Source organism: Streptomyces sp. NBC_01257, assembly GCF_035917255.1.
GTDB lineage: Bacteria > Actinomycetota > Actinomycetes > Streptomycetales > Streptomycetaceae > Streptomyces.
This window is the reverse complement of record NZ_CP108472.1, coordinates 7,276,572-7,297,435: the sequence shown is the minus strand read 5'-3', so window position 1 is coordinate 7,297,435 and position 20,864 is coordinate 7,276,572. Positions and strand designations below refer to the sequence as shown.

15 protein-coding genes are annotated in these 20,864 nt (G+C 71.4%); 6 read left to right on the top strand and 9 right to left on the bottom strand.

The features are described from left to right. Window positions 1-2 precede the first annotated feature (2 nt). The 6 genes from OG408_RS31790 to OG408_RS31765 all read right to left on the bottom strand — a co-directional run bounded on the left by OG408_RS31790 (window position 3) and on the right by OG408_RS31765 (window position 10,761). Window positions 3-3,755, bottom strand: coding sequence for a S8 family serine peptidase (locus OG408_RS31790; protein ID WP_326673306.1), 3,753 nt, complete (start codon window positions 3,753-3,755; stop codon window positions 3-5). Between the two features lie 222 nt (window positions 3,756-3,977). Continuing rightward, window positions 3,978-5,129, bottom strand: a complete 1,152-nt coding sequence (locus OG408_RS31785) for an XdhC/CoxI family protein (RefSeq protein ID WP_326673304.1) — start codon at window positions 5,127-5,129, stop codon at window positions 3,978-3,980. A 38-nt stretch (window positions 5,130-5,167) separates the two neighbouring features. Further along, complete coding sequence (locus OG408_RS31780; RefSeq protein WP_266784390.1) at window positions 5,168-6,625, bottom strand: NCS2 family permease; 1,458 nt, start codon at window positions 6,623-6,625, stop codon at window positions 5,168-5,170. A 261-nt stretch (window positions 6,626-6,886) separates the two neighbouring features. Continuing rightward, entirely contained in the window at window positions 6,887-9,271 is a 2,385-nt protein-coding gene (locus OG408_RS31775) for a xanthine dehydrogenase family protein molybdopterin-binding subunit (protein WP_285565884.1), read from the bottom strand. Window positions 9,272-9,274: 3 nt separating this feature from the next. Continuing rightward, on the bottom strand, window positions 9,275-9,868 hold the full coding sequence (locus tag OG408_RS31770) for a (2Fe-2S)-binding protein (RefSeq protein WP_266784386.1): 594 nt from the start codon (window positions 9,866-9,868) through the stop codon (window positions 9,275-9,277). 2 nt (window positions 9,869-9,870) lie between these two features. Beyond that, a complete protein-coding gene (locus tag OG408_RS31765) occupies window positions 9,871-10,761 on the bottom strand; it encodes an FAD binding domain-containing protein (RefSeq protein ID WP_266784384.1) in 891 nt (296 codons plus the stop codon). A 260-nt stretch (window positions 10,762-11,021) separates the two neighbouring features. Here OG408_RS31765 and OG408_RS31760 point away from each other — a divergent pair, with 260 nt between their 5' ends. Then, window positions 11,022-12,746 carry a PucR family transcriptional regulator gene (locus tag OG408_RS31760; RefSeq protein WP_266784382.1) on the top strand — a complete coding sequence of 575 codons (1,725 nt, stop codon included), beginning with the start codon at window positions 11,022-11,024 and terminating at the stop codon, window positions 12,744-12,746. Window positions 12,747-12,943: 197 nt separating this feature from the next. After that, the gene (locus OG408_RS31755) at window positions 12,944-13,729 is read left to right on the top strand and encodes a hypothetical protein (protein WP_266784379.1); all 786 of its coding nucleotides are present in this window, start codon (window positions 12,944-12,946) and stop codon (window positions 13,727-13,729) included. A gap of 49 nt (window positions 13,730-13,778) precedes the next feature. Here the strand turns inward: OG408_RS31755 and OG408_RS31750 are convergent, their stop codons facing one another. Continuing rightward, on the bottom strand, window positions 13,779-14,540 hold the full coding sequence (locus tag OG408_RS31750; RefSeq protein ID WP_266784377.1) for a GntR family transcriptional regulator: 762 nt from the start codon (window positions 14,538-14,540) through the stop codon (window positions 13,779-13,781). A gap of 146 nt (window positions 14,541-14,686) precedes the next feature. Here OG408_RS31750 and OG408_RS31745 point away from each other — a divergent pair, with 146 nt between their 5' ends. Continuing rightward, entirely contained in the window at window positions 14,687-15,535 is an 849-nt protein-coding gene (locus OG408_RS31745) for a (2Fe-2S)-binding protein (RefSeq protein ID WP_266784375.1), read from the top strand. Between the two features lie 252 nt (window positions 15,536-15,787). Then, entirely contained in the window at window positions 15,788-16,870 is a 1,083-nt protein-coding gene (locus tag OG408_RS31740; RefSeq protein WP_326673299.1) for a DUF2637 domain-containing protein, read from the top strand. A 51-nt stretch (window positions 16,871-16,921) separates the two neighbouring features. Here the strand turns inward: OG408_RS31740 and OG408_RS31735 are convergent, their stop codons facing one another. Further along, entirely contained in the window at window positions 16,922-17,320 is a 399-nt protein-coding gene (locus tag OG408_RS31735; RefSeq protein ID WP_326673297.1) for an ATP-binding protein, read from the bottom strand. A gap of 235 nt (window positions 17,321-17,555) precedes the next feature. Here OG408_RS31735 and OG408_RS31730 point away from each other — a divergent pair, with 235 nt between their 5' ends. Together OG408_RS31730 and OG408_RS31725 are read left to right on the top strand one after the other, a co-directional pair. Beyond that, the gene (locus OG408_RS31730) at window positions 17,556-17,948 is read left to right on the top strand and encodes a ribonuclease domain-containing protein (protein WP_266784369.1); all 393 of its coding nucleotides are present in this window, start codon (window positions 17,556-17,558) and stop codon (window positions 17,946-17,948) included. A gap of 80 nt (window positions 17,949-18,028) precedes the next feature. Next, the gene (locus tag OG408_RS31725) at window positions 18,029-18,418 is read left to right on the top strand and encodes a barstar family protein (protein WP_326673295.1); all 390 of its coding nucleotides are present in this window, start codon (window positions 18,029-18,031) and stop codon (window positions 18,416-18,418) included. Between the two features lie 42 nt (window positions 18,419-18,460). Here OG408_RS31725 and OG408_RS31720 read toward each other — a convergent pair whose 3' ends face one another. Further along, entirely contained in the window at window positions 18,461-20,833 is a 2,373-nt protein-coding gene (locus tag OG408_RS31720) for a M9 family metallopeptidase (RefSeq protein ID WP_326673294.1), read from the bottom strand. Window positions 20,834-20,864 lie beyond the last annotated feature (31 nt).

Below are 20,864 nucleotides of genomic sequence, written 5' to 3'. Positions count from 1 at the left end.
GGTCACTTCAGACCGAAGGCCCTGATGATCTCCTGGTCCACGGCGAGACCGCCACCGGCCTCCGTGTGCGCCTTGAGCGACACGGCCGTGGCGCCCCTCTCCGGGGTCTTGAACCGGGCGGTCCACGAACCGGCCGAGTCCTTCTTCAGCTGGACCGCGCTCCAGGACTTCCCGTCGTCGTAGCTGACCGACAGCGAGGCCTTCGACGCCTTCACGGCGCCCGCCAGCCACTCCTGCGTGGCGGACGAGAGACCGATCTCGGTCCACTTCCCGGCCTTCACGTCACCGGCCAGGTCGGTGTCGACCGCGTAGTCCAGCTGGAGGAGCGGGATATCGGCCTGCGCCGGCCCTTGCGGGTCGAGGGCGCCCGAGACGAAGTTCCACTCGGTGTGCGTCCGGACCGAGGACTTCCAGGTCTCCGCGTCGCGCGAGGCGTCGAGGACCAGTCGGTACGGAAGCTTCTCGGGTGCGAGGTCCCCCACGTAACCCGCCCGGCCCGGTCCCTCGTCGATCAGCGTGTCGCCCTGGTAGACGGCGACCGTGCCGGTGTCGTACTCCTTGTCCGGCATGGAGCCGGAGTGACCGGCGCCCGCGTCCGTCCACGGCGTGAGGTTGTACTGGATGTCGCCGTACGCCGACCGGAACGGGCCCCAGTAGCCGGTGCCCAGACGCGGCCGGCTGACCGGCGCGAACCAGTCCGCCCTGGTGGTGCTGCCGGCCCGGTAGTCCATGTCGGTGCCGCGCTGCTCCAGCGAGGTGTCCGTACCGGCCTCGTTGTACACCGAGTGGTCCTCGTACCAGAACGAGTCGCCCGGCAGCGGGTTGACCCACTCGGTGCGGACGGCGGGGTACTTCTCGTACTCGGCGAAGCCGATGCCGAAGCCGTAGTCGGGGATGTCGTAGCGGTAGCCGCCGCCGAGCCGGGCCCGGTCGCCGTAGAAGGTGTTCTCCACCTTCGCCAGCTGACGGGTGGACGGGGCGAAGGCCAGCGAACGGTCCGGGATGGTGCCGTCGTGACGGTCGACCAGGTCGTACACGTACCGCGTGAACTTCCGCTCCTCGACGGTCACCTTGCTGCCGCGCCGGGCGGCCCTGACGAGATCCTCGCCGGCGAGGCGCCGGACGGAGGCGACCGGGATGGGGAGCGTGGTGCCGTAGTCGGCGTAGGACTCCATCAGCACGCCGTCGCCGCTGTTGACGACGAACAGCGCCTTGGCGCCGGCGGCGATCGCGGCAGCGGCCCGGTCGGCGGGTGCCACCGTGTCACTGCTGCGGATCACGACCGCCTTGCCCCTGGCGTTCAGGCCCCGGTAGTCGGCGGTGGCACCGTTGCCCGCGAAGACCGTGTCGAGCCGCTTCCGGCTGTCCTCGGCGACGGGCGAACCGCCCTGCACGGTGACCGGCACGTCGCGGCCGTCGGCCGTCAGGTCGACCAGCTTCTCGCCCTGCCGCCAGCGGGTCAGGAAGGAGAAGCTGCCCTGGGTGACCTTCTTCGTGGGACTGGCCCACAACTGGTCGTACGTCAGCGGGATCTGGTAGGCGTCGCGCTGGACGGTGCCGTCCGGCGCTGTGCGTGCCATGTCGTAGCGCAGCTGACGGGTCTCCGTCTCCTGCGGCGTCTTCACGGCGACCTTGTGGGCCTCGGAGGCGTCGAGCGACACGGTCTTCGGCCTGTCGAGGATGATCTCCGGTGCGGCCAGGAAGGCGAGGGCCCTGGAGTCGGCCGTGTCGCCCTTGATGTCAGCGGCGGCCCAGGCGGTGTAGTTGCCCGGGGGCAGCCGCAGGGTGGTGTCGCCGGCCACGCCGACGACGCCCAGGTTCTCGTCGCCGAGGGCGGCGATGACGACCTGGCCGTCCATCGGCTTCCCGTCACGGCCGCGCAGCTGGAGCTTCAGGTCGTAGAGCTCCTGCTCCTTGTTCAGCGCGAACCCGGTGTGCGCGACGGTGGCGCCCGAGGCGTCCTTGGCGATCACCTGCCCGGAGAACGTGGTGTTGACCGGGACCTTCGACGGGTCGAGCGAGAGGACGGCCTCGGCGGTCGAACCGGCCGGCACGGTCAGCTGCTTCGCCGACAGCGTGTACGCGTCCGCGTCGCTGTCCGTCGCCAGATCCAGCGTCACGTCCTCGGTACCGGTGTTGCGGTACGTGATCGTCCGCTCGGCCACCGGATCGGACGCGCTGTGCGGCCAGTCGTACGAAGCGACCGCGACGGAGCCCGTGGCCTCGATCTTCGTGTCGATGGCGGCCTTCACGTCGACCCGGCCGGTGCCCTGCTCGTACGGGGTGTAGGCGGGGAGCACCTTCGACGAGGTCATCAGCGCGTCCTTGATGCGCTGACCGGACCAGTCGGGGTGACGCTCCTTCAGGATGGCAGCGGCACCCGCGACGTGCGGGGTCGCCATCGACGTACCCGACATCGACTGGTACATGCCCTCGATGCCGGGGACCGACTGCGATGCGGCCGCGTTGATGTCGACGCCCGGGGCGGAGAGGTCCGGCTTCAGGCCGTACGAGCGGGTCAGCGGGCCCATGGAGGAGAAGTCGGCCCGGCCGTCCTGCTTGTCGACGGCGGCGATCGTGAGCGCCTTGTCGGCGGAGCCGGGCGAGCCGATCGTGCCGGCGCCGTACGCGTTGCCCGCGGCGATCACGAAGAGCGGACCGCCGTCCGCCGAAAGGGCGTCGACGGCCTGGGCCATCGGATCGGAACCGTCGTCCGGGATGCTGGAGCCGAGGCTCATGGAGACGACGTCGGCGCCCTCCGCCTTCGCCCACTCCATCGCCTCGATGATGCCCGAGTCCGCGCCGGAGCCCTCGTCGCTGAGGACCTTGCCGATGATCAGGTCCGCGGCCGGGGCGACGCCCTTGTTGACGCCGTCCGACGCGGCACCGGAGCCCGCGATGGTGGACGCGACGTGCGTGCCGTGGCCGTTCTTGTCGTCGACCTCCTGGCCCGGCACGAAGCTCCTGGACTCCAGGACGCGGTCCTTGACGTCCGGGTGGTCGGCGTCGATGCCGGTGTCCAGGACGGCGACCTTGGTGCCCTTGCCGTCGAAGCCGTCGGCCCAGGCCTGCGGGGCGTTGATTTGCGGGACGGAGTCCTTGAGCGCCGCCTCGACCCGGCCGTCGAGCCACAGCTTCGCGATGCCGTCGTCCAGCGAACGGGCGGCGGGCGTCTTCGCGATGTCGTCCCAGAACGCCCGCGCGGTGTCCTTGCCCGCCTTCAGCGCCACGCCGTGGATGGACTCCAGCGCGCGGACGGTCCGGCTGCCGCGCGGGGCCGCGGGCAGCGAACGGGCCTTGCCCGCCGGATAGGTGGCGATCAGCGGGATGCCGGCGGACTTCGCGTCGTCGTACCCCATCTTCGCGAGCGCGGAGATGTTGAACAGGCGGCGGTCCAGCCTGCCGGCGGCGATCAGGCTGCCGGCCTCGTCGGGCAGGACGTAGATGTCGTCCCCGGCCTGCTGGACGTGGACCCCGCCCGTCGCACCGTCGGGGCGGTCCACCGTGACGGTGTCCTGGTTGCCGGCGCCGTCGGCGTAGTGGACCACGTCCCCGGTGACCAGGGTGATGTCGTACTGGTGGACCGGATTGCTCCGGCCCCCGGCCGGGGCGGGCCCCTCGGCGGCGGTGGCGGAACCCGTGACGGGCAGCAGCGCGCCGCTCACCAGGGCGACGGAGGTCGCTATGAGGAGGGCTCGGCGCCGCGCGCGGGCGGGTCTCGCCCGGCGTGCGGCGGTGGAGGGTGTGGATGTCATGCAGCTGATCTACCGGTTAACGCACCGGTTCGTCATGGACTATCGGTGGCGGAAAGCCGCCGCGGCGGAGAACCGCCGTCTGATCAGGGCGGATGACGTCCTGCGCCACAACGCCCGGAGACGGCGGAAGGCCGGTCCCGCACCCCTTGCCGGAGGGGTGCGGGACCGCCCGTTCCCGGTCGGCGGGGGGGGGCTGCTTCGGGCCGTATTGATGAAGCCCGGTCAGGCCACGGAGCCGATCCGCCCGGCCGGTTCCAGGGCGCGGCTGGGGTGGATCGGGGTGTGTGCGCCGGTCAGCGGGACCCCGCTGCCGCCGCGTCGGTCGGCGACTATCTCGGCGGCGATCGACAGGGCCGTCTCCTCGGGGGTACGGGCTCCGAGGTCGAGGCCGATCGGCGAGTGCAGCCTGGCCAGTTCGAGTTCGGTGACGCCGGCTTCGCGCAGCCGGTCGTTGCGCTCCAGGTGCGTGCGGCGCGAGCCCATCGCGCCGACGTAGGCGACGGGCAGCTTCAGCGCCGCCTCCAGCAGGGGGACGTCGAACTTGGCGTCGTGCGTGAGGACGCACAGGACGCTGCGGGCGTCGACCTCGGCCCCGGCCAGGTAGCGGTGCGGCCAGTCGACGACGAGTTCGTCGGCTTCCGGGAACCGCGTCCTCGTGGCGAAGACGGGCCGGGCGTCGCACACCGTGACGTGGTAGCCGAGGAACTTCCCGGCCCGTACCAGCGCGGCGGCGAAGTCGATGGCCCCGAACACGATCATCCGGGGCGGCGGGACGCTGGACTCGACGAGCAGGGTGAGCGGCTGTCCGCACTGCGAGCCGTCCGCGCCGATGGTGAGGGTGCCGGTGCGGCCCGCGTCGAGCATCGCGCGGGTCTCGGCCGCCGCGGTGCGGTCCAGCTCCGGGTGCCCGCCGAGCCCGCCCTCGTAACTGCCGTCGGGACGGACCAGCAGGGGCCGGCCGAGGAGGTCGGCGGGACCCTCCGTGATCCGGGCGACCGCCGCCGCCTCCCCCCGCGCCGCGGCGGCGAGCGCGGCGGCGAACACCGGGCGGGCGGGGTCGTCCGCCCGGACCGGCGTCACCAGGATGTCGATGACGCCGCCGCAGGTGAGACCGACCGCGAAGGCCGTCTCGTCGCTGTAGCCGAACCGCTCCCGTACGGTCGTGCCGTCTTCGAGGGCCTGTTGGCACAGCTCGTACACCGCGCCCTCCACACACCCGCCGGAGACCGAGCCGATCGCCGTTCCGTCACGGTCGACGGCCAGCGCGGCACCCGGCTGCCGGGGCGCGCTGCCGCCGACGGCGACGACGGTGGCCACGGCGAAGTCGCGTCCCTGCCCGGCCCATCGGTCGAGCTCCTCGGCGATGTCCAGCATCTCGGTCTCCTTGACGGATGTGTGTGGAGGGGTGTGCGTCAGCTGACGCCCAGCCAGCTCTCGATCGGGTGGAGGGCGAAGTAGACGACGAAGATCACCGTCAGCCCCCACATGAAGGCCCCGACCTCGCGGGCCCGGCCCTGGGCGACCTTGATCGCGACCCAGGAGATGACACCTGCCGCCACACCGGTGGTGATGGTGTAGGTGAACGGCATCAGGACCACGGTCAGGAAGACCGGGATGGCGACCGCGCGGTCGCTCCAGTCCACGTGCCGGGCGTTCTGCATCATCATGGCGCCGATGACGACCAGGGCGGCGGAGGCCACCTCGGCCGGCACGATCGCCGTGAGCGGGGTGAAGAAGAGACAGGCTGCGAAGAAGAGCCCGGTGACGACGGAGGCGAGCCCGGTCCGGGCCCCCTCCCCGACGCCGGTCGCGGACTCGACGAAGACCGTCTGGCCGGAGCCGCCGGCGACACCGCCGATCGCACCGCCCGCGCCGTCGATGAACAGCGCCTTGGACAGGCCGGGCATGCGGCCCTTGTCGTCGGCCAGCTTGGCCTCGGTACCGACACCGATGATGGTGGCCATCGCGTCGAAGAAGCCGGCCAGCACCAGGGTGAAGACGATGAAGCCGACGGTCATCGCGCCGACGTCGCCCCAGCCGCCGAACTCGACGTCCCCGAAGAGCGAGAAGTCGGGTGACGAGACCGCCGAGCCGCTGAGCTCGGGCGGGCCGCTGCTCCAGATCTTCGGGTCGACGTCGGCGACCTTGTTGATCACCACGGCGACGACGGTGCCGACCACGATGCCGATGAGGATCGCGCCGGGGATGTTGCGGGCCTGCAGCATGAAGATCAGCAGCAGGGTCACCGCGAAGACGAGAACGGGCCAGCCGGCCAGCTCACCGGTGGGGCCGAGGGACACCGGAGTGGCGGTGCCCTTCCCCACGAACCCGGCCTTGTAGAGGCCGATCAGGGCGATGAAGAGCCCGATGCCCATGGTGATGCCGTGCTTCAGCGGGAGCGGGATCGCGTTCATGATCAGCTCACGCAGACCGGTGACCACCAGGAGGCAGATCACCAGGCCGTACATCACGCACATGCCCATGGCCTGCGGCCAGGACATCTCCGGGGCGACCTGTGAGGACAGGACGCCGGAGACGCTGAGTCCCGCGGCGAGCGCGAGGGGGACCTTGCCGACGAATCCCATCAGCAGGGTGGTCGCCGCGGCCGCGAGCGCGGTGGCGGTGATCAGCCCGGGCTGGCTGAGGAGGTTGCCGTCGACGTCCTTGCCGCCGAGGATCAGCGGGTTGAGCAGGAGGATGTACGCCATGGCCATGAAGGTCGTGACGCCGCCGCGCACTTCGGTCGCGACGGTGGATCCGCGCTCGGATATGTGAAAGTACCGGTCGAGCCAAGATCTTCCGGCGGGGACGCGCGAGCCGGGGCCCGCGTCCTCCGCGCCGGTCTTCGGTTCCACTGACTGCTGGGTCATGATGCCTGACTCCCAAGGTTCACAGGGGCACCCGCGATGGAGAATCGAAATGCGGGATTTGGGATGACTGCGCTGGCGGCACGACCCGGGGGACGGCCCGAGACGAACTGTTCATGCGGAGTGGAGAGAACGGGTACAGCGGTGGGACTGTTCAAGGGCCGCGAGCGGTGCGGAACTTGGGTTCTCCGGGCGGTGCGGGCGGAGGAAGTGTGACGTTCCCTGGAGGCGCGCACCGCCCGGAGAGCTGTGGAGGAGCTCCGGTCAGGTGCCGGTGAGGTGCTCGGGTCGTACCGGCGTCCTGTTGAGCTCCAGTCCCGTCGCGTTCCGGATCGCCGCGAGGACGGCCGGGGTGGACGACAGGGTGGGGGCCTCGCCGATGCCACGGAGCCCGTACGGGGCGTGTTCGTCGGCGAGTTCGAGCACGTCGACCGGGATGGTCGGGGTGTCGAGGATGGTGGGCAGCAGGTAGTCCGTGAAGGACGGGTTGCGCACCTTCGCGGTCTTCGGGTCGACGATGATCTCCTCCATCACGGCGACGCCCATGCCCTGGAGGGTGCCGCCCTGGATCTGGCCGAGGACGGAGAGCGGGTTGAGCGCCTTCCCGACGTCCTGGGCGCAGGCCAGTTCGATGACCTTGACCAGGCCGAGTTCGGTGTCGACCTCGACGACCGCGCGGTGCGCGGCGAAGGAGTACTGGACGTGGCCGTTGCCCTGTCCGGTGCGCAGGTCGAAGGCCTCGGTGGGCCGGTGGCGCCACTCCAGCTCGACGTCGACCGCCTCCTCCTCCAGTACGTCGACCAGATCGGCCAGCACCTCGCCGCCGTCGGTGACGACCTTGCCGCCCTCCAGGAGGAGTTCGGCGGTGGCCCAGGCGGGGTGGTACGTACCGAACTTGCGGCGGCCGATCTCCAGGACCTGTTCCCGGACGGCCTCGCAGGAGTTCTTCACGGCGCCGCCGGTGACGTACGTCTGCCGGGAGGCCGAGGTGGAGCCCGCCGAGCCGACGCGGGTGTCGGCCGGGTGGATGGTGACCTGGGAGACGCCGAGTTCGGTCCGGGCGATCTGGGCGTGCACGGTGACGCCGCCCTGGCCGACCTCCGCCATCGCGGTGTGCACGGTCGCGACGGGTTCGCCGCCGATGACCTCCATGCGCACCCGGGCGGTGGAGTAGTCGTCGAAGCCCTCGGAGAAGCCGACGTTCTTCAGGCCGACCGCGTAGCCGACACCGCGCACGACGCCCTCGCCGTGGGTGGTGTTGGAGAGTCCGCCGGGCAGCGCGCGGACGTCGGCGTGCTCGCCGGCGGTCTCCCACTGGCGCTCGGGCGGCAGCGGCCTGGCCTTGACCCGGCGCAGCAGCTCGGCGACCGGGGCGGGCGAGTCGACCACCTGGCCGGTCGGCAGCAGGGTGCCCTGCTCCATGGCGTTGAGCTGCCTGAACTCGACGGGGTCCATGCCGAGTTCGGCGGCGACCTTGTCCATCTGCGCCTCGTAGGCGAAGCAGGCCTGGACGGCGCCGAAGCCACGCATCGCCCCGCACGGCGGGTTGTTGGTGTAGAGCGCGAGCGCCTCGATGTCGACGTCCTCGATGACGTACGGGCCGACCGCCAGCGAGGAGGCGTTGCCGACGACGGCCGGGGAGGCGGAGGCGTAGGCCCCGCCGTCCAGCACGATGCGGCACTTCATGTGGGTGAGCTTGCCGTCACGGGTGGCGCCGTGCTCGTACCAGAGCTTGGCGGGGTGGCGGTGGACGTGCCCGAAGAAGGACTCGAAACGGTTGTAGACGATCTTGACCGGCTTGCCGGTGCGCAGCGCCAGCAGGCAGGCGTGGATCTGCATCGACAGGTCCTCGCGGCCGCCGAAGGCACCGCCGACGCCGGAGAGCGTCATGCGGACCTTGTCCTCGGGCAGGCCGAGGACGGGGGCGATCTGGCGGAGGTCGGAGTGCAGCCACTGGGTGGCGACGTACAGGTCGACGCCGCCGTCCTCGGAGGGCACGGCGAGACCGGACTCGGGGCCGAGGAAGGCCTGGTCCTGCATGCCGAAGACGTACTCGCCGCTGACCACGACGTCGGCACGGGCCTTCGCGGCCTCCGCGTCGCCGCGGACGATCGGCTGCCGGTGCACGATGTTGGGGTGCGGCACCTCGCCGGCGTGGTGGTCGTCGCGGCCCTCGTGGAGGACGATCGCGTCGGGGGCGGTCGCGGAGGCCTCGTCGGTGATGACCGGGAGCTCGCGGTAGTCGATCCTGATCTTCGCCGCGGCCCGGCGGGCCGTCTCCGGGTGGTCGGCGGCGACGATCGCCACCGGCTCGCCGTGGTGGCGGACCCTGCCGTTGGCGAGGACGGGGGTGTCCTGGTACTCCAGGCCGTAGTTCTTCACCGCGGTCGGCAGGTCGTCGTAGGTGAGCACGGCGTAGACGCCCGAGGTGGCGAGCGCCTCGGAGGTGTCGATCGAGACGATCTCGGCGTGCGCGACGGTGGAGCGCAGGGTGTGGCCCCAGAGCATGTCCTCGTGCCACATGTCCGAGGAGTACGCGAACTCGCCGGTGACCTTCAGGATTCCGTCCGGGCGCAGCGTGGACTCGCCGATGCCGCCCTTGGTGCGGGTGCCCTGGTTGATATTGGTGGGGGAACCGGTAACGCCCATCGTCTAGACCGTTTCTTCCGCGCGGGCGGCCGCGAGGCGGACCGCGTCGAGGATCTTCTCGTAGCCGGTGCAGCGGCAGAGGTTGCCGGAGAGCGCCTCGCGGATGTCCGCGTCGGACGGCTCCGGGGTGCGCTCGAGCAGCTCGTCGGCGGCGACCAGCAGTCCGGGGGTGCAGAAACCGCACTGGACGGCTCCGGCGTCGATGAACGCCTGCTGGATCGGGGAGAGTTCACCGGTGTCGCGGGTCTCCTCGGCGGACGGCTTGGCCTTCCACCGCTGTGCCTTGTCGACCGTGGTGCCGCAGGCGCCCGACGCGCAGCCGGTGCCGGGGTGGGCCTCGGTGCGGTGGGCGGCGAAGTCGGCGAGGCCTTCGACGGTGACGACGTCGCGGCCCTCGACCTGGCCGGCCGCGACCAGACAGGAACAGACCGGGACCCCGTCGAGGCGGACCGTGCAGGAGCCGCACTCGCCCTGCTCGCAGGCGTTCTTGGAGCCGGGCAGGCCCATCCGCTCACGCAGGACGTACAGGAGGGACTCGCCCTCCCAGACGTCGTCGGCCTCGTGACGTCGGCCGTTGACCGTGAAATTGACGCGCATGATCAGGCAGCTCCTTCGGTGCTGCGGCCGTTGCCGCGGTACGACTCCCAGGTCCAGCCGAGGGTCCGGCGGGCCATGATCCCGACCGCGTGCCGGCGGTAGCTCGCGGTGCCGCGCACGTCGTCGATCGGGTTGCAGGCGGCCGCGGCGAGCGTGGCGAACTGCTTGGCGACGGACGGCGTGATGATCGTGCGGCTGTCCCAGAACCCGCCCTCTTCCAGCGCGGCGTTCAGGAACTCCTCCGCCTCCTTCGCCCGTACGGGTGTCGGGGCGGCGGATCCGATGCCGGTGCGGACGGTGCGGGTCTCCGGGTGCAGTGCCAGGCCGAAGGCGCAGACGGCGATGACCATCGCGTTGCGGGTGCCGACCTTGGAGTACTGCTGCGGCCCGTCGGCCTTCTTGATGTGCACGGCCCGGATCAGCTCGTCCGGCTCCAGGGCGTTGCGCTTGACGCCGGTGTAGAAGGCGTCGATGGGGATCATCCGGATGCCGCGGACGGACTCGGCCTCGACCTCGGCGCCCGCGGCGAGCAGGGCCGGGTGGGCGTCACCGGCGGGTGACGCGGTGCCGAGGTTGCCGCCGACGCCGCCGCGGTTGCGGATCTGCGGCGAGGCGACGGTGTGCGAGGCGAGCGCCAGTCCGGGCAGCTCGGTGCGCAGGTGCTCCATGATGGCGCTGTACGGGACAGAGGCGCCGAGCCGTACGCTCTCCTGGCCCACCTCCCACTCGGACAGGTCACCGATGCGGTTCAGGTCCAGGAGGTACTCGGGCCGCCGGTGGTCGAAATTGATCTCGACCATCACATCGGTGCCGCCCGCGATGGGCACAGCCGTAGGGTGCTCGGCCTTGGCGGCGAGCGCCTCCTCCCAGCTGGCGGGGCGAAGGAAGTCCATGAGTGGCTCTCTTCTTCTCAATCGGGTCGTTCACTGGGGGCTGGAGACGGCCGGCCCTCGACTGGTCGTTCATGTGTTGTTAACGCGGTGTGTGGCCCAGTACACAAGCCCTGCTCCACCTGGTGCAGTCACCGAAACCATGAAGGAGTTGGCTGGTCTTCGCCCTCGTCTTGTAGATTCGAACGAATGGCGGGGAACGGTTACCTCGCCGCAATACCCAGTTTTCCCCCGCACCAACGAAAGAGAACGGCGGCGACGAGATGCGGCTGCGCGCACTGCTGGAGACCGACGCGCTGGGCCTGCGGCTGCTCGGCGACGACGAGGAGTTGGACCGGACGGTCCGTGGCGTGATGACCACCGACCTGCGGGACCCCAGCCGCTACCTCACGGGCGGTGAGCTGGTCCTGACCGGCCTGGCCTGGCACCGGGACGCGACGGACTCGGAGCCGTTCGTACGAATCCTCTCCGGCGCCGGGGTGGCCGGGCTCGCGGCGGGCGAGGCGGAGCTCGGTGCCATTCCGGACGATCTGGTGGAGGCGTGCCGCCACCACCGGCTGCCGCTCTTCGCCGTCCATGAGACCGTCGCGTTCGCAACGATCACCGAGCATGTGGTGCGGCAGGTGTCCGGCGAGCGGGCCGGTGACCTGGCGGCGGTCGTCGACCGGCACCGCAGGCTGATGACCTCGGGTCCGGCGGGCGGCGGGCCGGAAGTCGTCCTCGATCTGCTCGGCTCCGACCTGGACCTGCACGCCTGGGTGCTCTCGCCCACCGGCCGGCAGATCGCGGGCGCCGGCGCGCCGCTGCCCGGCCCGCTGGGTGCGGAACTGGCCGGGCTGCACCTGGCCGCGGTCCGCTCCGGCCGCCGCGCCCCGCACCGGGCGACGATCGGCGGGGTGACGTATTCGCTCTTCCCGATCCGGAACAACGGCCGGGGAGCCGTGCCGGCCTCCCGTGATGTCCGGGAGTCGGTGCTCTCCGACTGGCTGCTGGCCGTCGAGGCCGACGCGGGCGACTGGCCGGCGGCCCGGCTCGACCTCCTCCAGGGGGTCACCCAGCTGATCGCGGTCGAGCGGGACCGGCGCGACGCGGCCCGTACGGTGCGCCGCAGGCTCGCCCAGGAGGTCCTGGAGCTGGTCCAGGCCGGTGCCCCGCCCGCCGAGATCGCCGCCCGGCTGCGGGTCGCCGCCCCGGTGCTGCTGCCGGGTCTCGGCACCGCTCCGCACTGGCAGGTCGTGGTGGCCCGGGTCGAGTGGGACGAGGACGGCGCGCCCGGCGGCAGCGGTTCCGGGATCGCGGGCGGCCCGGTCGCCCAGGCGCTGCTGGAGGAGATCCTGGTCGACCCGGCCGTGACCGGGCCGGATTCGGCCGACCGGATCGCGGTCGCCCATACGGGTGACGAGGCCATCGCGCTCGTGCCGCTGCCCGCCGCGCCGGCGCCGCCGGCGGACGCGGACGACGGCGCCGCCGACGACGCCGGGGCCGACGATCCCGCGCTGCACGCCGACGCCCTGCTGGCCGCAGTCCGCACCCCGCTCTCCGCGGGTCTCGCCGACGACGGCCGCCTGACACTGGGTGTCAGTGCTTCGGTGCATTCGCCCGAGGGGCTGCGCGGCGCCCTGGAGGAGGCCCGGCACGCCCGGCGGGTGGCTGCGGCCCGGCCGGGGAGGGTCTGCGCGGCCGGTCACCACGAACTGGCCTCGCACGTCCTGCTGCTGCCGTTCGTCCCCGACGACGTGCGCCGCGCGTTCACCGCACGCCTGCTCGACCCGCTGCGGGACTACGACCGGCGGCACCGCGCGGAGCTGATCCCGACCCTGGAGTCGTTCCTGGACTGCGACGGTTCCTGGACCCGCTGCGCGGCCCGGCTGCATCTCCACGTCAACACGCTGCGCTACCGGGTCGGGCGAATCGAGCAGTTGACGGGGCGTGACCTTTCGCGGCTCGAGGACAAGCTCGACTTCTTCCTCGCCCTGCGGATGAGCTGACTCCCGGGGGTCCCGGCCGTCCCCGCGGGTCCCGGTCGATTGTGAAAAGTTTCACCTGACATTGTCTCGACCTCTTGGCCCGGCGTGCCATTCCGTGCTGTGATGCGGCCAGACTCAGAGCGTCCGCCCTCTCGACGGCCGGACACTCTCCACAGCTCGATGGCGCGCTCGGGGAGGGCAATGTGGCGTATACCGCCATGTCTGGTTCCGGAACGACAGCAGATGACGATCCGCCGCTCCAGACAGCCGTATGGCGGTTGCGCTCACGCGCCTGCTGGACGGACGCCGCGGCTCTGCTCGAACACGACGCCGCCACCGATCCGGCCGCCGCGCTCCAGCGGACGGCCCTGCTGACGGAGCGCTGTCTCTACACCGGACAGGGCTGGACGGAGGCGGAGGACGCGCTGCGCACCGCCGAGGCCATGGCCCACGACGACGCCGAGCGCGGGGCCGCCGCCTGCGAGCGCGGCTATCTGGCCTACGCGTCGACGCTGCTCGGGGTACGGGACCGGGCCGACGAGGCCCGGGTGGCGCTGAGCCGGGCCGCGGCCCTCCTCTCCCCGGCCGCGGCGGGCCGTCCGCTGCTGGACTTCCGGCGGGGCCTGATCGCGCAGAACATCGCCGACTCGCCGCAGGCCGCCCGGGCCGCGTACCGCAGGGCCCACGCGGGCGCGACCGCCCAGGGCGACGCGCTGCTGCTCTCCTCCACCTGGCGCCACCTGGCCCTGATCGCGCTGCGCGAGGGCGAGCTCGCCGAGGCCCGGCACGGCTTCGCGGAGTCCCTGCGGATAAGGGAGGAGCTCGGCTACCTGGTGGGTACGGCCCCGGCGCTCATCGCCCTGGCCGACGCGGAGCCCGAGCCGGAGGCGGCGACCCGGCTGCGGGCCGAGGCGGGCCGGCTGTTCCGGCTGCTCGGCGGTGTGCCGACCTGGCTGGCACCGCACCTGGACCCGCCGGGTCCGGAGACGGCCGAGGCGAACTGAGACGACGACGGCCTGGGGGCGCCTGGGGGGGGCGGCCCCGGGCCGGGTGTCAGCCCCCGGAACCGGCGAAGTGCTCCCGGACGAGTGACTGGACGACGGTGACGTCCTGGGCGATCAGCGCGTCCAGCAGTGCCGTGTGCTCGGAGGCGTCCGCCAGCAGGTCGGCGCGCCGGGTGACGGGGTTGCCCTCCAGCGGCCACTGGGAGCGGCGGTGCAGCTCGTCGGCGACCAGCACCAGCTGGGCGTTGCCGGCGAGGGCCAGCACCGCACCGTGGAAGGCCCGGTCGGCCTCGGCGTAGCTCGCCCGGTCCCCCACGGCGGCCGCGGCGACGGTGGCGTCGGCCAGCGGGCGCAGGGCGCACCAGCCGGCCGGCGGGACGGTGCGGGCGAGCCGCAGCATGACGGGGACCTCGATCAGTGCCCGCACCTCGGCCAGCTCCGCCAGTTCACCGGCGCCGCGCTCGGCGACCCGGAAACCGCGGTTCGGCACGACCTCCACGGCCCCCTCGACGGCCAGCTGCTGCATCGCCTCGCGCACCGGGGTGGCCGAGACGCCGAAGCGGGCGCCGAGCGCCGGTGCGGAGTAGACCTGTCCGGGAACCAGCTCGCCGTCGACGAGGGCGGCGCGCAGGGCGTCCAGGATCTGGCCGCGCACGGAGTGCCGCTGCACCGGGGCCCGGGGGGCGGGCGGCTCGCTGTGGGTGTGCTCTCCACGGGCCTGTTCGGGCACCCGGACGGACGAGGAGGGGGTCACGGATGCGGCGGGCCCGTACGGTGCCCACGCGCTCTCACGCGCTCTGCCCTGCTCCACGGATACCTCCTCGACCGGTCGCGGGCGCGGCTCGCGAGTACCGCGCCCCGTGTGCACGATAGGCGGACAGGGCTGCAGTTCAAACATCGATCCGTTCGGGTAAGGTAAGGCTTACCTGCAAACGATCGCGATTCGGTGGTCCCTGCATGACCCTGCCCACACTGCTTCCCGGCGCCACGACCTCGGCGGTCACCGACGCGTACGCGCGCCTCGCCGAGGTCTTTCCCGGCCTGCGTGCCGAGGTGCTCGACGACGGCGAGCCCTCCCCCGACGGCTCCGGCTGGGTGGGCGCGCACGAGCTCGCGGCCGGCGGCAGCGCGCTGGACACCTTCCTCTCCTGGGACGAGGCGCAGGTGCTCCGGGACTACGGGCAGCAGGCCAGGCCCGATGTGATCGCCGGCTTCGGACTGCACCGCTACGCCTGGCCGGCCTGCCTGCTGGTGACCGTGCCGTGGTTCCTGCACCGGCGGGTGCCCCGGATCCCGGTCGAGGACGTCGCGTTCCAGCGGGCACTGGGCCATCTGACCGTGCGGGTGCGGGAATTCGCCTGCCTGCCGGACGATCCGGCGGCCGGGCTGCCGGGCGCGCGGGTGGTGGCCGACGAGGCCGCGCTGCGCGCCGAGGTGCTCGCGTCCGTGGCCGAACACCTCGGCCCGGTGCTCGACGGCTTCCGCCCGCGGATGCGGCGCGGCAAGCGGGCCCTGTGGGGCATGGCGACGGACGAGATCGTCGAGGGCCTCTGGTACGTCGCCCATCTCCTCGGTGAGGAGCGGCGCGCGATGGCGGAGCTGGAGGCGCTCCTGCCGGGCACCACGAAGCCGTACGTCGGGACGGCGGGCTTCCGGGAGCTGACCGGCCCGGACGGCGAGTCACTGCCCACCCGCGACCGTGCGAGCTGCTGCATGTTCTACACGCTGCGGCCCGAGGACACCTGTGTCACCTGCCCGCGCACCTGCGACGCGGACCGGGTCCGGAAGCTGACGCCCGCGCCGTAGCCCGCGCCCTGAGGGCTGTCCCACAATTCCTGGCGGGACAGCCCTGGCTCCGGCGCAGAACCGAGGCCGCTCGCACGAGTGGCGCGAATCGAACACAACTCCCCTGCGACATACGGGCATTCGACCAGATCGCGGTTATCCGGCGGCTCTGCCACCCCATTGGCGTTCTCTTGCCCCGAAACGGCCTGGACGTGTTCCGATTCCCGGCACGATGGCGGCCGAAACGCCCTATCGCGACGCAAGGGACCGCGCATGAGACTGACCGACATATCGCTTGACTGGCTGCTTCCGGCCGCCGTGCTGCTCGCGGGGGTCATGGCGGCGGTGGCGGTGGTCGCACGCGGCAAGCGCGCTGCTGACACATCCGCGGCAGCCGACGACTCCTGGGAACGCAGCGAGGAACGGCGTAGACGCAAGGAAGGGCTCTACGCCACCGCTTCGTACATTCTGCTGTTCTGCTGTGCCGCGGTCGCCGCCGCCCTCTCCTTCCACGGGCTCGTCGGCTTCGGGCAGCAGAATCTCGGCCTCTCCAACGGCTGGGAGTATCTGGTGCCGTTCGGCCTCGACGGGGCCGCGATGTTCTGCTCCGTCCTGGCGGTGCGGGAGGCCAGCCACGGGGACGCGGCGCTCGGCTCACGCCTGCTGGTGTGGACCTTCGCCGGGGCCGCCGCCTGGTTCAACTGGGTGCACGCACCGCGCGGCCTCAACCACGCGGGCGCTCCGCACTTCTTCGCGGGGATGTCGCTCTCGGCGGCCGTGCTCTTCGACCGGGCCCTGAAGCAGACCCGGGTGGCCGCGCTGCGCGAACAGGGCCTGGTGCCCCGTCCGTTGCCGCAGATCCGGATCGTGCGTTGGCTGCGCGCACCCCGGGAGACCTTCGGCGCCTGGTCGCTGATGCTCCTGGAAGGCGTACGCACGCTGGACGAGGCGGTCGACGAGGTTCGCGAGGACCGCCGGGAGAAGGAGCAGAACCGTCTCCGCAGGAAGGACCAGGAGAAGCTGGACCGGGCGCACATCAAGGCCCTGAACCGGCAGAACCGGGCCTGGGGACGCGTCGGCCGGGGCGGCGCCCAGGTGGACGTCCAGGCCATCTCCCCCGCGACGGGCTCCGCACAGTCCGTCGCGGAGCCCGCCATATCCGAGCCGGGTCAGCTGCCCCTGCGACCCCGGCCATCCCTGCAAGCCGTGAACGGCCCGAAATCCAGGGACGTTCCGGAGCTGAGCTCGACTGATCCGAGAGCAGTCGACCTCACTCACGACGACGACACCCAGGCACTGCCCCGGCTCGACTCGCTGGAGCAGAAGCTGAAGGACCTGGAGCAGCAGTTCGGCTGATGGATCGTCACACGATCCTGCGGGATACGGCCCTGACGGTCAGACCGACCGTCAGGGCCGTTCGCCGTCCAGCTCGAACCAGACCACCTTGCCCAGACCGTGCGCGCTGACCCCCCAGGAGTCCGCGAGGCTCTCCACCAGGATCAGCCCCCGGCCGTGCGTACCGTCGTCGGCGTTCGGTACGTGCGACACGGGCATACCCGGGACGAAGTCCCGCACCTCCACCCGCAGCCTGCGCGGGGCCACGCTCACGGCGACGACCGCGCCGTCCTCCGTGTGCACCAGCGCGTTGGTCACCAGCTCACTGAGCAGCAGCTCGGCCACCTGTGCGGGCTCCTCCTTCCATCGGTACCGGAGTAACTCCCGCATCGCACATCGCACTTCGGCGACCGCCGCCAGATCGGCACGGCCGAGTCTGCGATGCAGTCTGGCCAGTTCCTGACGCTCCATCGTCTCCCCCGCCCACACAGTGAATCGCCCCCTTCTGCTCGGACTTCCTCACGCAATGCATGCCCCACCCCACAGCCCGTCACGCTTGCGGACGCATCAATAAGCGCGAAACCTCCCCTATGGGGGCCGTTCCGCCACACGGGACCCGGGCACTGCGCCGATCCGGTGAACTTCACGAAAATTCCTGCGACTTGGCGTTGACGGGGCCGCATCTACGCGCGTCATCATGGTGGGCATGCGAATCCCCCCACGGATCACCACGCTCGGCGGCATCGCCGCCCTCCTGTCCGTCCTCTTCGTCGGCGGCCCCGTCGCGGCGACCGCGACCGCCGCCACCACCTCGGTCGGCAGCATCTGTTACTCCGCGCTGCCGTCCCAGGCGCACGACACCCTCGATCTCATCGAGGCCGGCGGGCCGTTCCCGTACGACCAGGACGGCACCGTCTTCCAGAACCGTGAAGGTGTGCTGCCGGGGCAGAGCACCGGCTACTACCACGAGTACACCGTGATCACCCCCGGCTCCCCGACCCGTGGTGCGCGGCGCATCGTCACGGGTGAGGAGAGCCAGGAGGACTACTACACCGCCGACCACTACGAGACGTTCGACCTCGTCGACCACGGCTGCTGAACCGCCCCCCGGTCCGGTCCGCGCCGCAGCCCCCCACCTGCGGCGCGGATCACCGGACCGGCGGCTTGTACGCTCGCCCCATGACCGTGACCTATGTGATCGACGGCTCCGGGGTCACCGGCCTGGACAGTTTCTGGGTCGTGATCGGCGAGGCGGTGAACGGGCCCGGCGGCTACTTCGGCCGGGGGCTCGACGCCTTCGCGGACTGTCTGCGGGGCGGAATGGGCACGCCGGACGACGACGACTTCGTCATCGAGTGGCGCGACCACGAGATGTCGGCGCGGGCACTCGGACACGAGGAGACCGCGCGCTACCTCCGCGGCCTGTTCCCCCGTGCCCATGTCAGCAGTCTGCCGCGGCTCCGCGAGGAGCTGGCCCGGGCGGAGGAGGGCCGGGGGCCGACGCTCTTCGACCGGCTGCTGGAGATCGTCCGGGAGGAGACCGACCCGGGCACGCTGCGCCTGCTGTGAGGGCCACGGACGCGGTCGGCCGCATCCGTGGCCCGCTTCCGGTCAGTACCGGACGGAGACCTTCGCGCCGCCGAAGTCCTGCACGGCGTACAGACTGATGTAGTGGAACCCTGCCGCCGGGTTGTCGATCGTGAGCGTGTGGGCGGTTCCGCTGCCCGTGGCCCTGGCGGTGTAGGAACCGGTGGTGGCCCAGCTGTCGGCGTTGTAGTAGAGGTCGGCGTCGCCCGTGCCGCCGCTGGTGGTGATGGTGAGCCGGGCGGTTCCGGCGGGGACGTCGATGTACAGGTAGGAGTAGTTGCCCCGGGTGGCCGTCCGTCCGCTGCGGGCGCAGTCCTGGCCGAGTTCACGGATGTCGGCGGCGGTGCACTCCGCGGACGGCTCGGTCGGCTCGGTGGTGGTGGTGCCGCAGCTGCCGGCCGCGCACGCCGTCAGCCAGGTGTTCCAGTCGGCGTCGTAGCGGCTGCCGATCGTCGAGGTGAGCAGGGTGCGGGCACCGTTCCAGTCGCCCGAGCGGTAGAGACCCAGCAGGGTGTCCACATCGGCGCGGTGCGACTGGAGCATGTAACGGACGGCCAGATAGCCCCAGTTGTAGATGCGGGTCTGGTCGGCGTTCTCGTAGGTGGTGTCGAACAGGGAGCTCAGGGTGTAGGTGTGCGCGGCGGCCTGGGTGACGGCGTCGTCGTAGGTGACGTCCCGATAGGAGTAGGAGACGAACTCCGCGAAGCCCTCGACCCACCAGATGGTCGGTGTGGTGAGGCCGTCCTCGAAATCGCCCGCCATGTCGAACCGGCCGTCGAGGTAGTGCGTGTACTCGTGGTTGAGGTTCCAGATCTGGAACTCGGGGCGCACCCACTCGGCCTCGTAGGCGATGAACCGCGGCTGGTTGCCGGCCGCCGAGGGGTCCCCCTCCAGGTACATGCCGCCGTTGTTGGTGTCGATGCCGTAGATGGCTCCGGCGTACGTCTGGTAGTCGGTGCTGGAGTCGAAGACGACCACCTCGATGGTGGTGTTGTGGTCGTCGGCGACGGGTCCGCCGTCCCGGGCCACCTCGTGGAAGTAGGCGTCCTGGCCCTTCAGGCTGGTGCAGGCCGCCGCGAGGTCGGACGACGACATCTGCTGGGCGAGGATGCGGATGCTGTCACTGCAGGTGTACGTGACGGGCAGCACGGCGCTCTTGATCCGTGCGGCGAGGTCGCAGGTGGCGTACGTGGCACAGTCGGCCCGGTCGTAGTAGTCGGCCATCTCCGCGAGCCCGACCCAGAGCGGTGCGGTCGGTCCGGTCAGTGAGCTCCGGCCGAGGAGGTCGACGACGAGCGGGCGGGCGTGGGGCCGCAGCGACTCCTCCTGGAGGAAGCGTCCGAGTTCGCGTCCGGCGTTGGAGGCGAGGTAGGAACGGTCCGTGCCCAGCAGCCCGAGGTGGTCGCGGGCGAAGCCGGCGAGCGCGTCGAGCAGGCTCGGGTCGGCCTCGACTGCGCTGATGAACTCGGGTACTTGATGGCCCCGGAAAGTCACCGTGTAGACGCTGTTGACGGCGTTGAGCATGTACCAGGAGCTGTCGTACGAGGAGTCGTAGTCGGCGAGCAGGCGCTTGACGACGTTCAGGTAGCGGGCGTTCTGCACGGCGCTGTCGATGAGGATGACGGCTTCGGAGAGGGTTTCCCCGTTGGCGTCCGTGACGTCGTAGGCGTGAGCGGAGGCGAAGAAGGCGTCGAGCCCGCCCTGGATGGCGGTGCGGAGTGCGTCGCCGTAGTCGCCGACGGTGGCGGGGTCGTAGTACTGCACGTAGTAGCCGGCCCTGAGGAACAGCACCAGTTGCGGCATTCCGGTGCTGCTGTCACCCGGGTACGCGGCCGATCCGGCACGCAGGGCGTCGGCGACGGAGACCATCTGGGCCTCGCGGAAGGCGAGGTAGCCGTCGTTGCCCTTGACCGTGAAGAGGGTGTTGACGCAGTCCGTCGTCGAGGACTTGATCTGCTGGACCAGGGCGCTGCCGGTGCGGCTGGTGAAGTCGGCGACGGAGCAGGCGGCGGCCGGGGCGATTCCGGCGGCCTTCGCTGCCGAGCGGGCCTTGGCCTTCATCGAGGGGGCCGGGTGGCTCGGTGCGGCGGAGGCCGGGTCGTCGTAGTCGCGCTTCAGCGCGTCCTTCGACGCGGTGCGCGGCGCCCGGTCGGCGGGGTCCCGGGACGCGCCGCCTATGTGCTGGGCGTCCTGGACGGGTGCGGTGAGGGCCTGTGCGGCGGGCCCTCCTGTGTCAACGGACTTACTGGCTCCGGTATTTGCGGATGCGCTCGCCGGTGCGGTGGGCCGGGGTTCGGCGGCCCCGGCCGGTGCGGCGAGTAGGCCGACGCCCAGGCAGGCCGCCAGGACCACGGTGGATAGCCCGGTGAATCTCTGTCGAACCGATCGGTTCTTCACGTGCCGCCTCCCAGCGGTGTGGTGCCGCGCG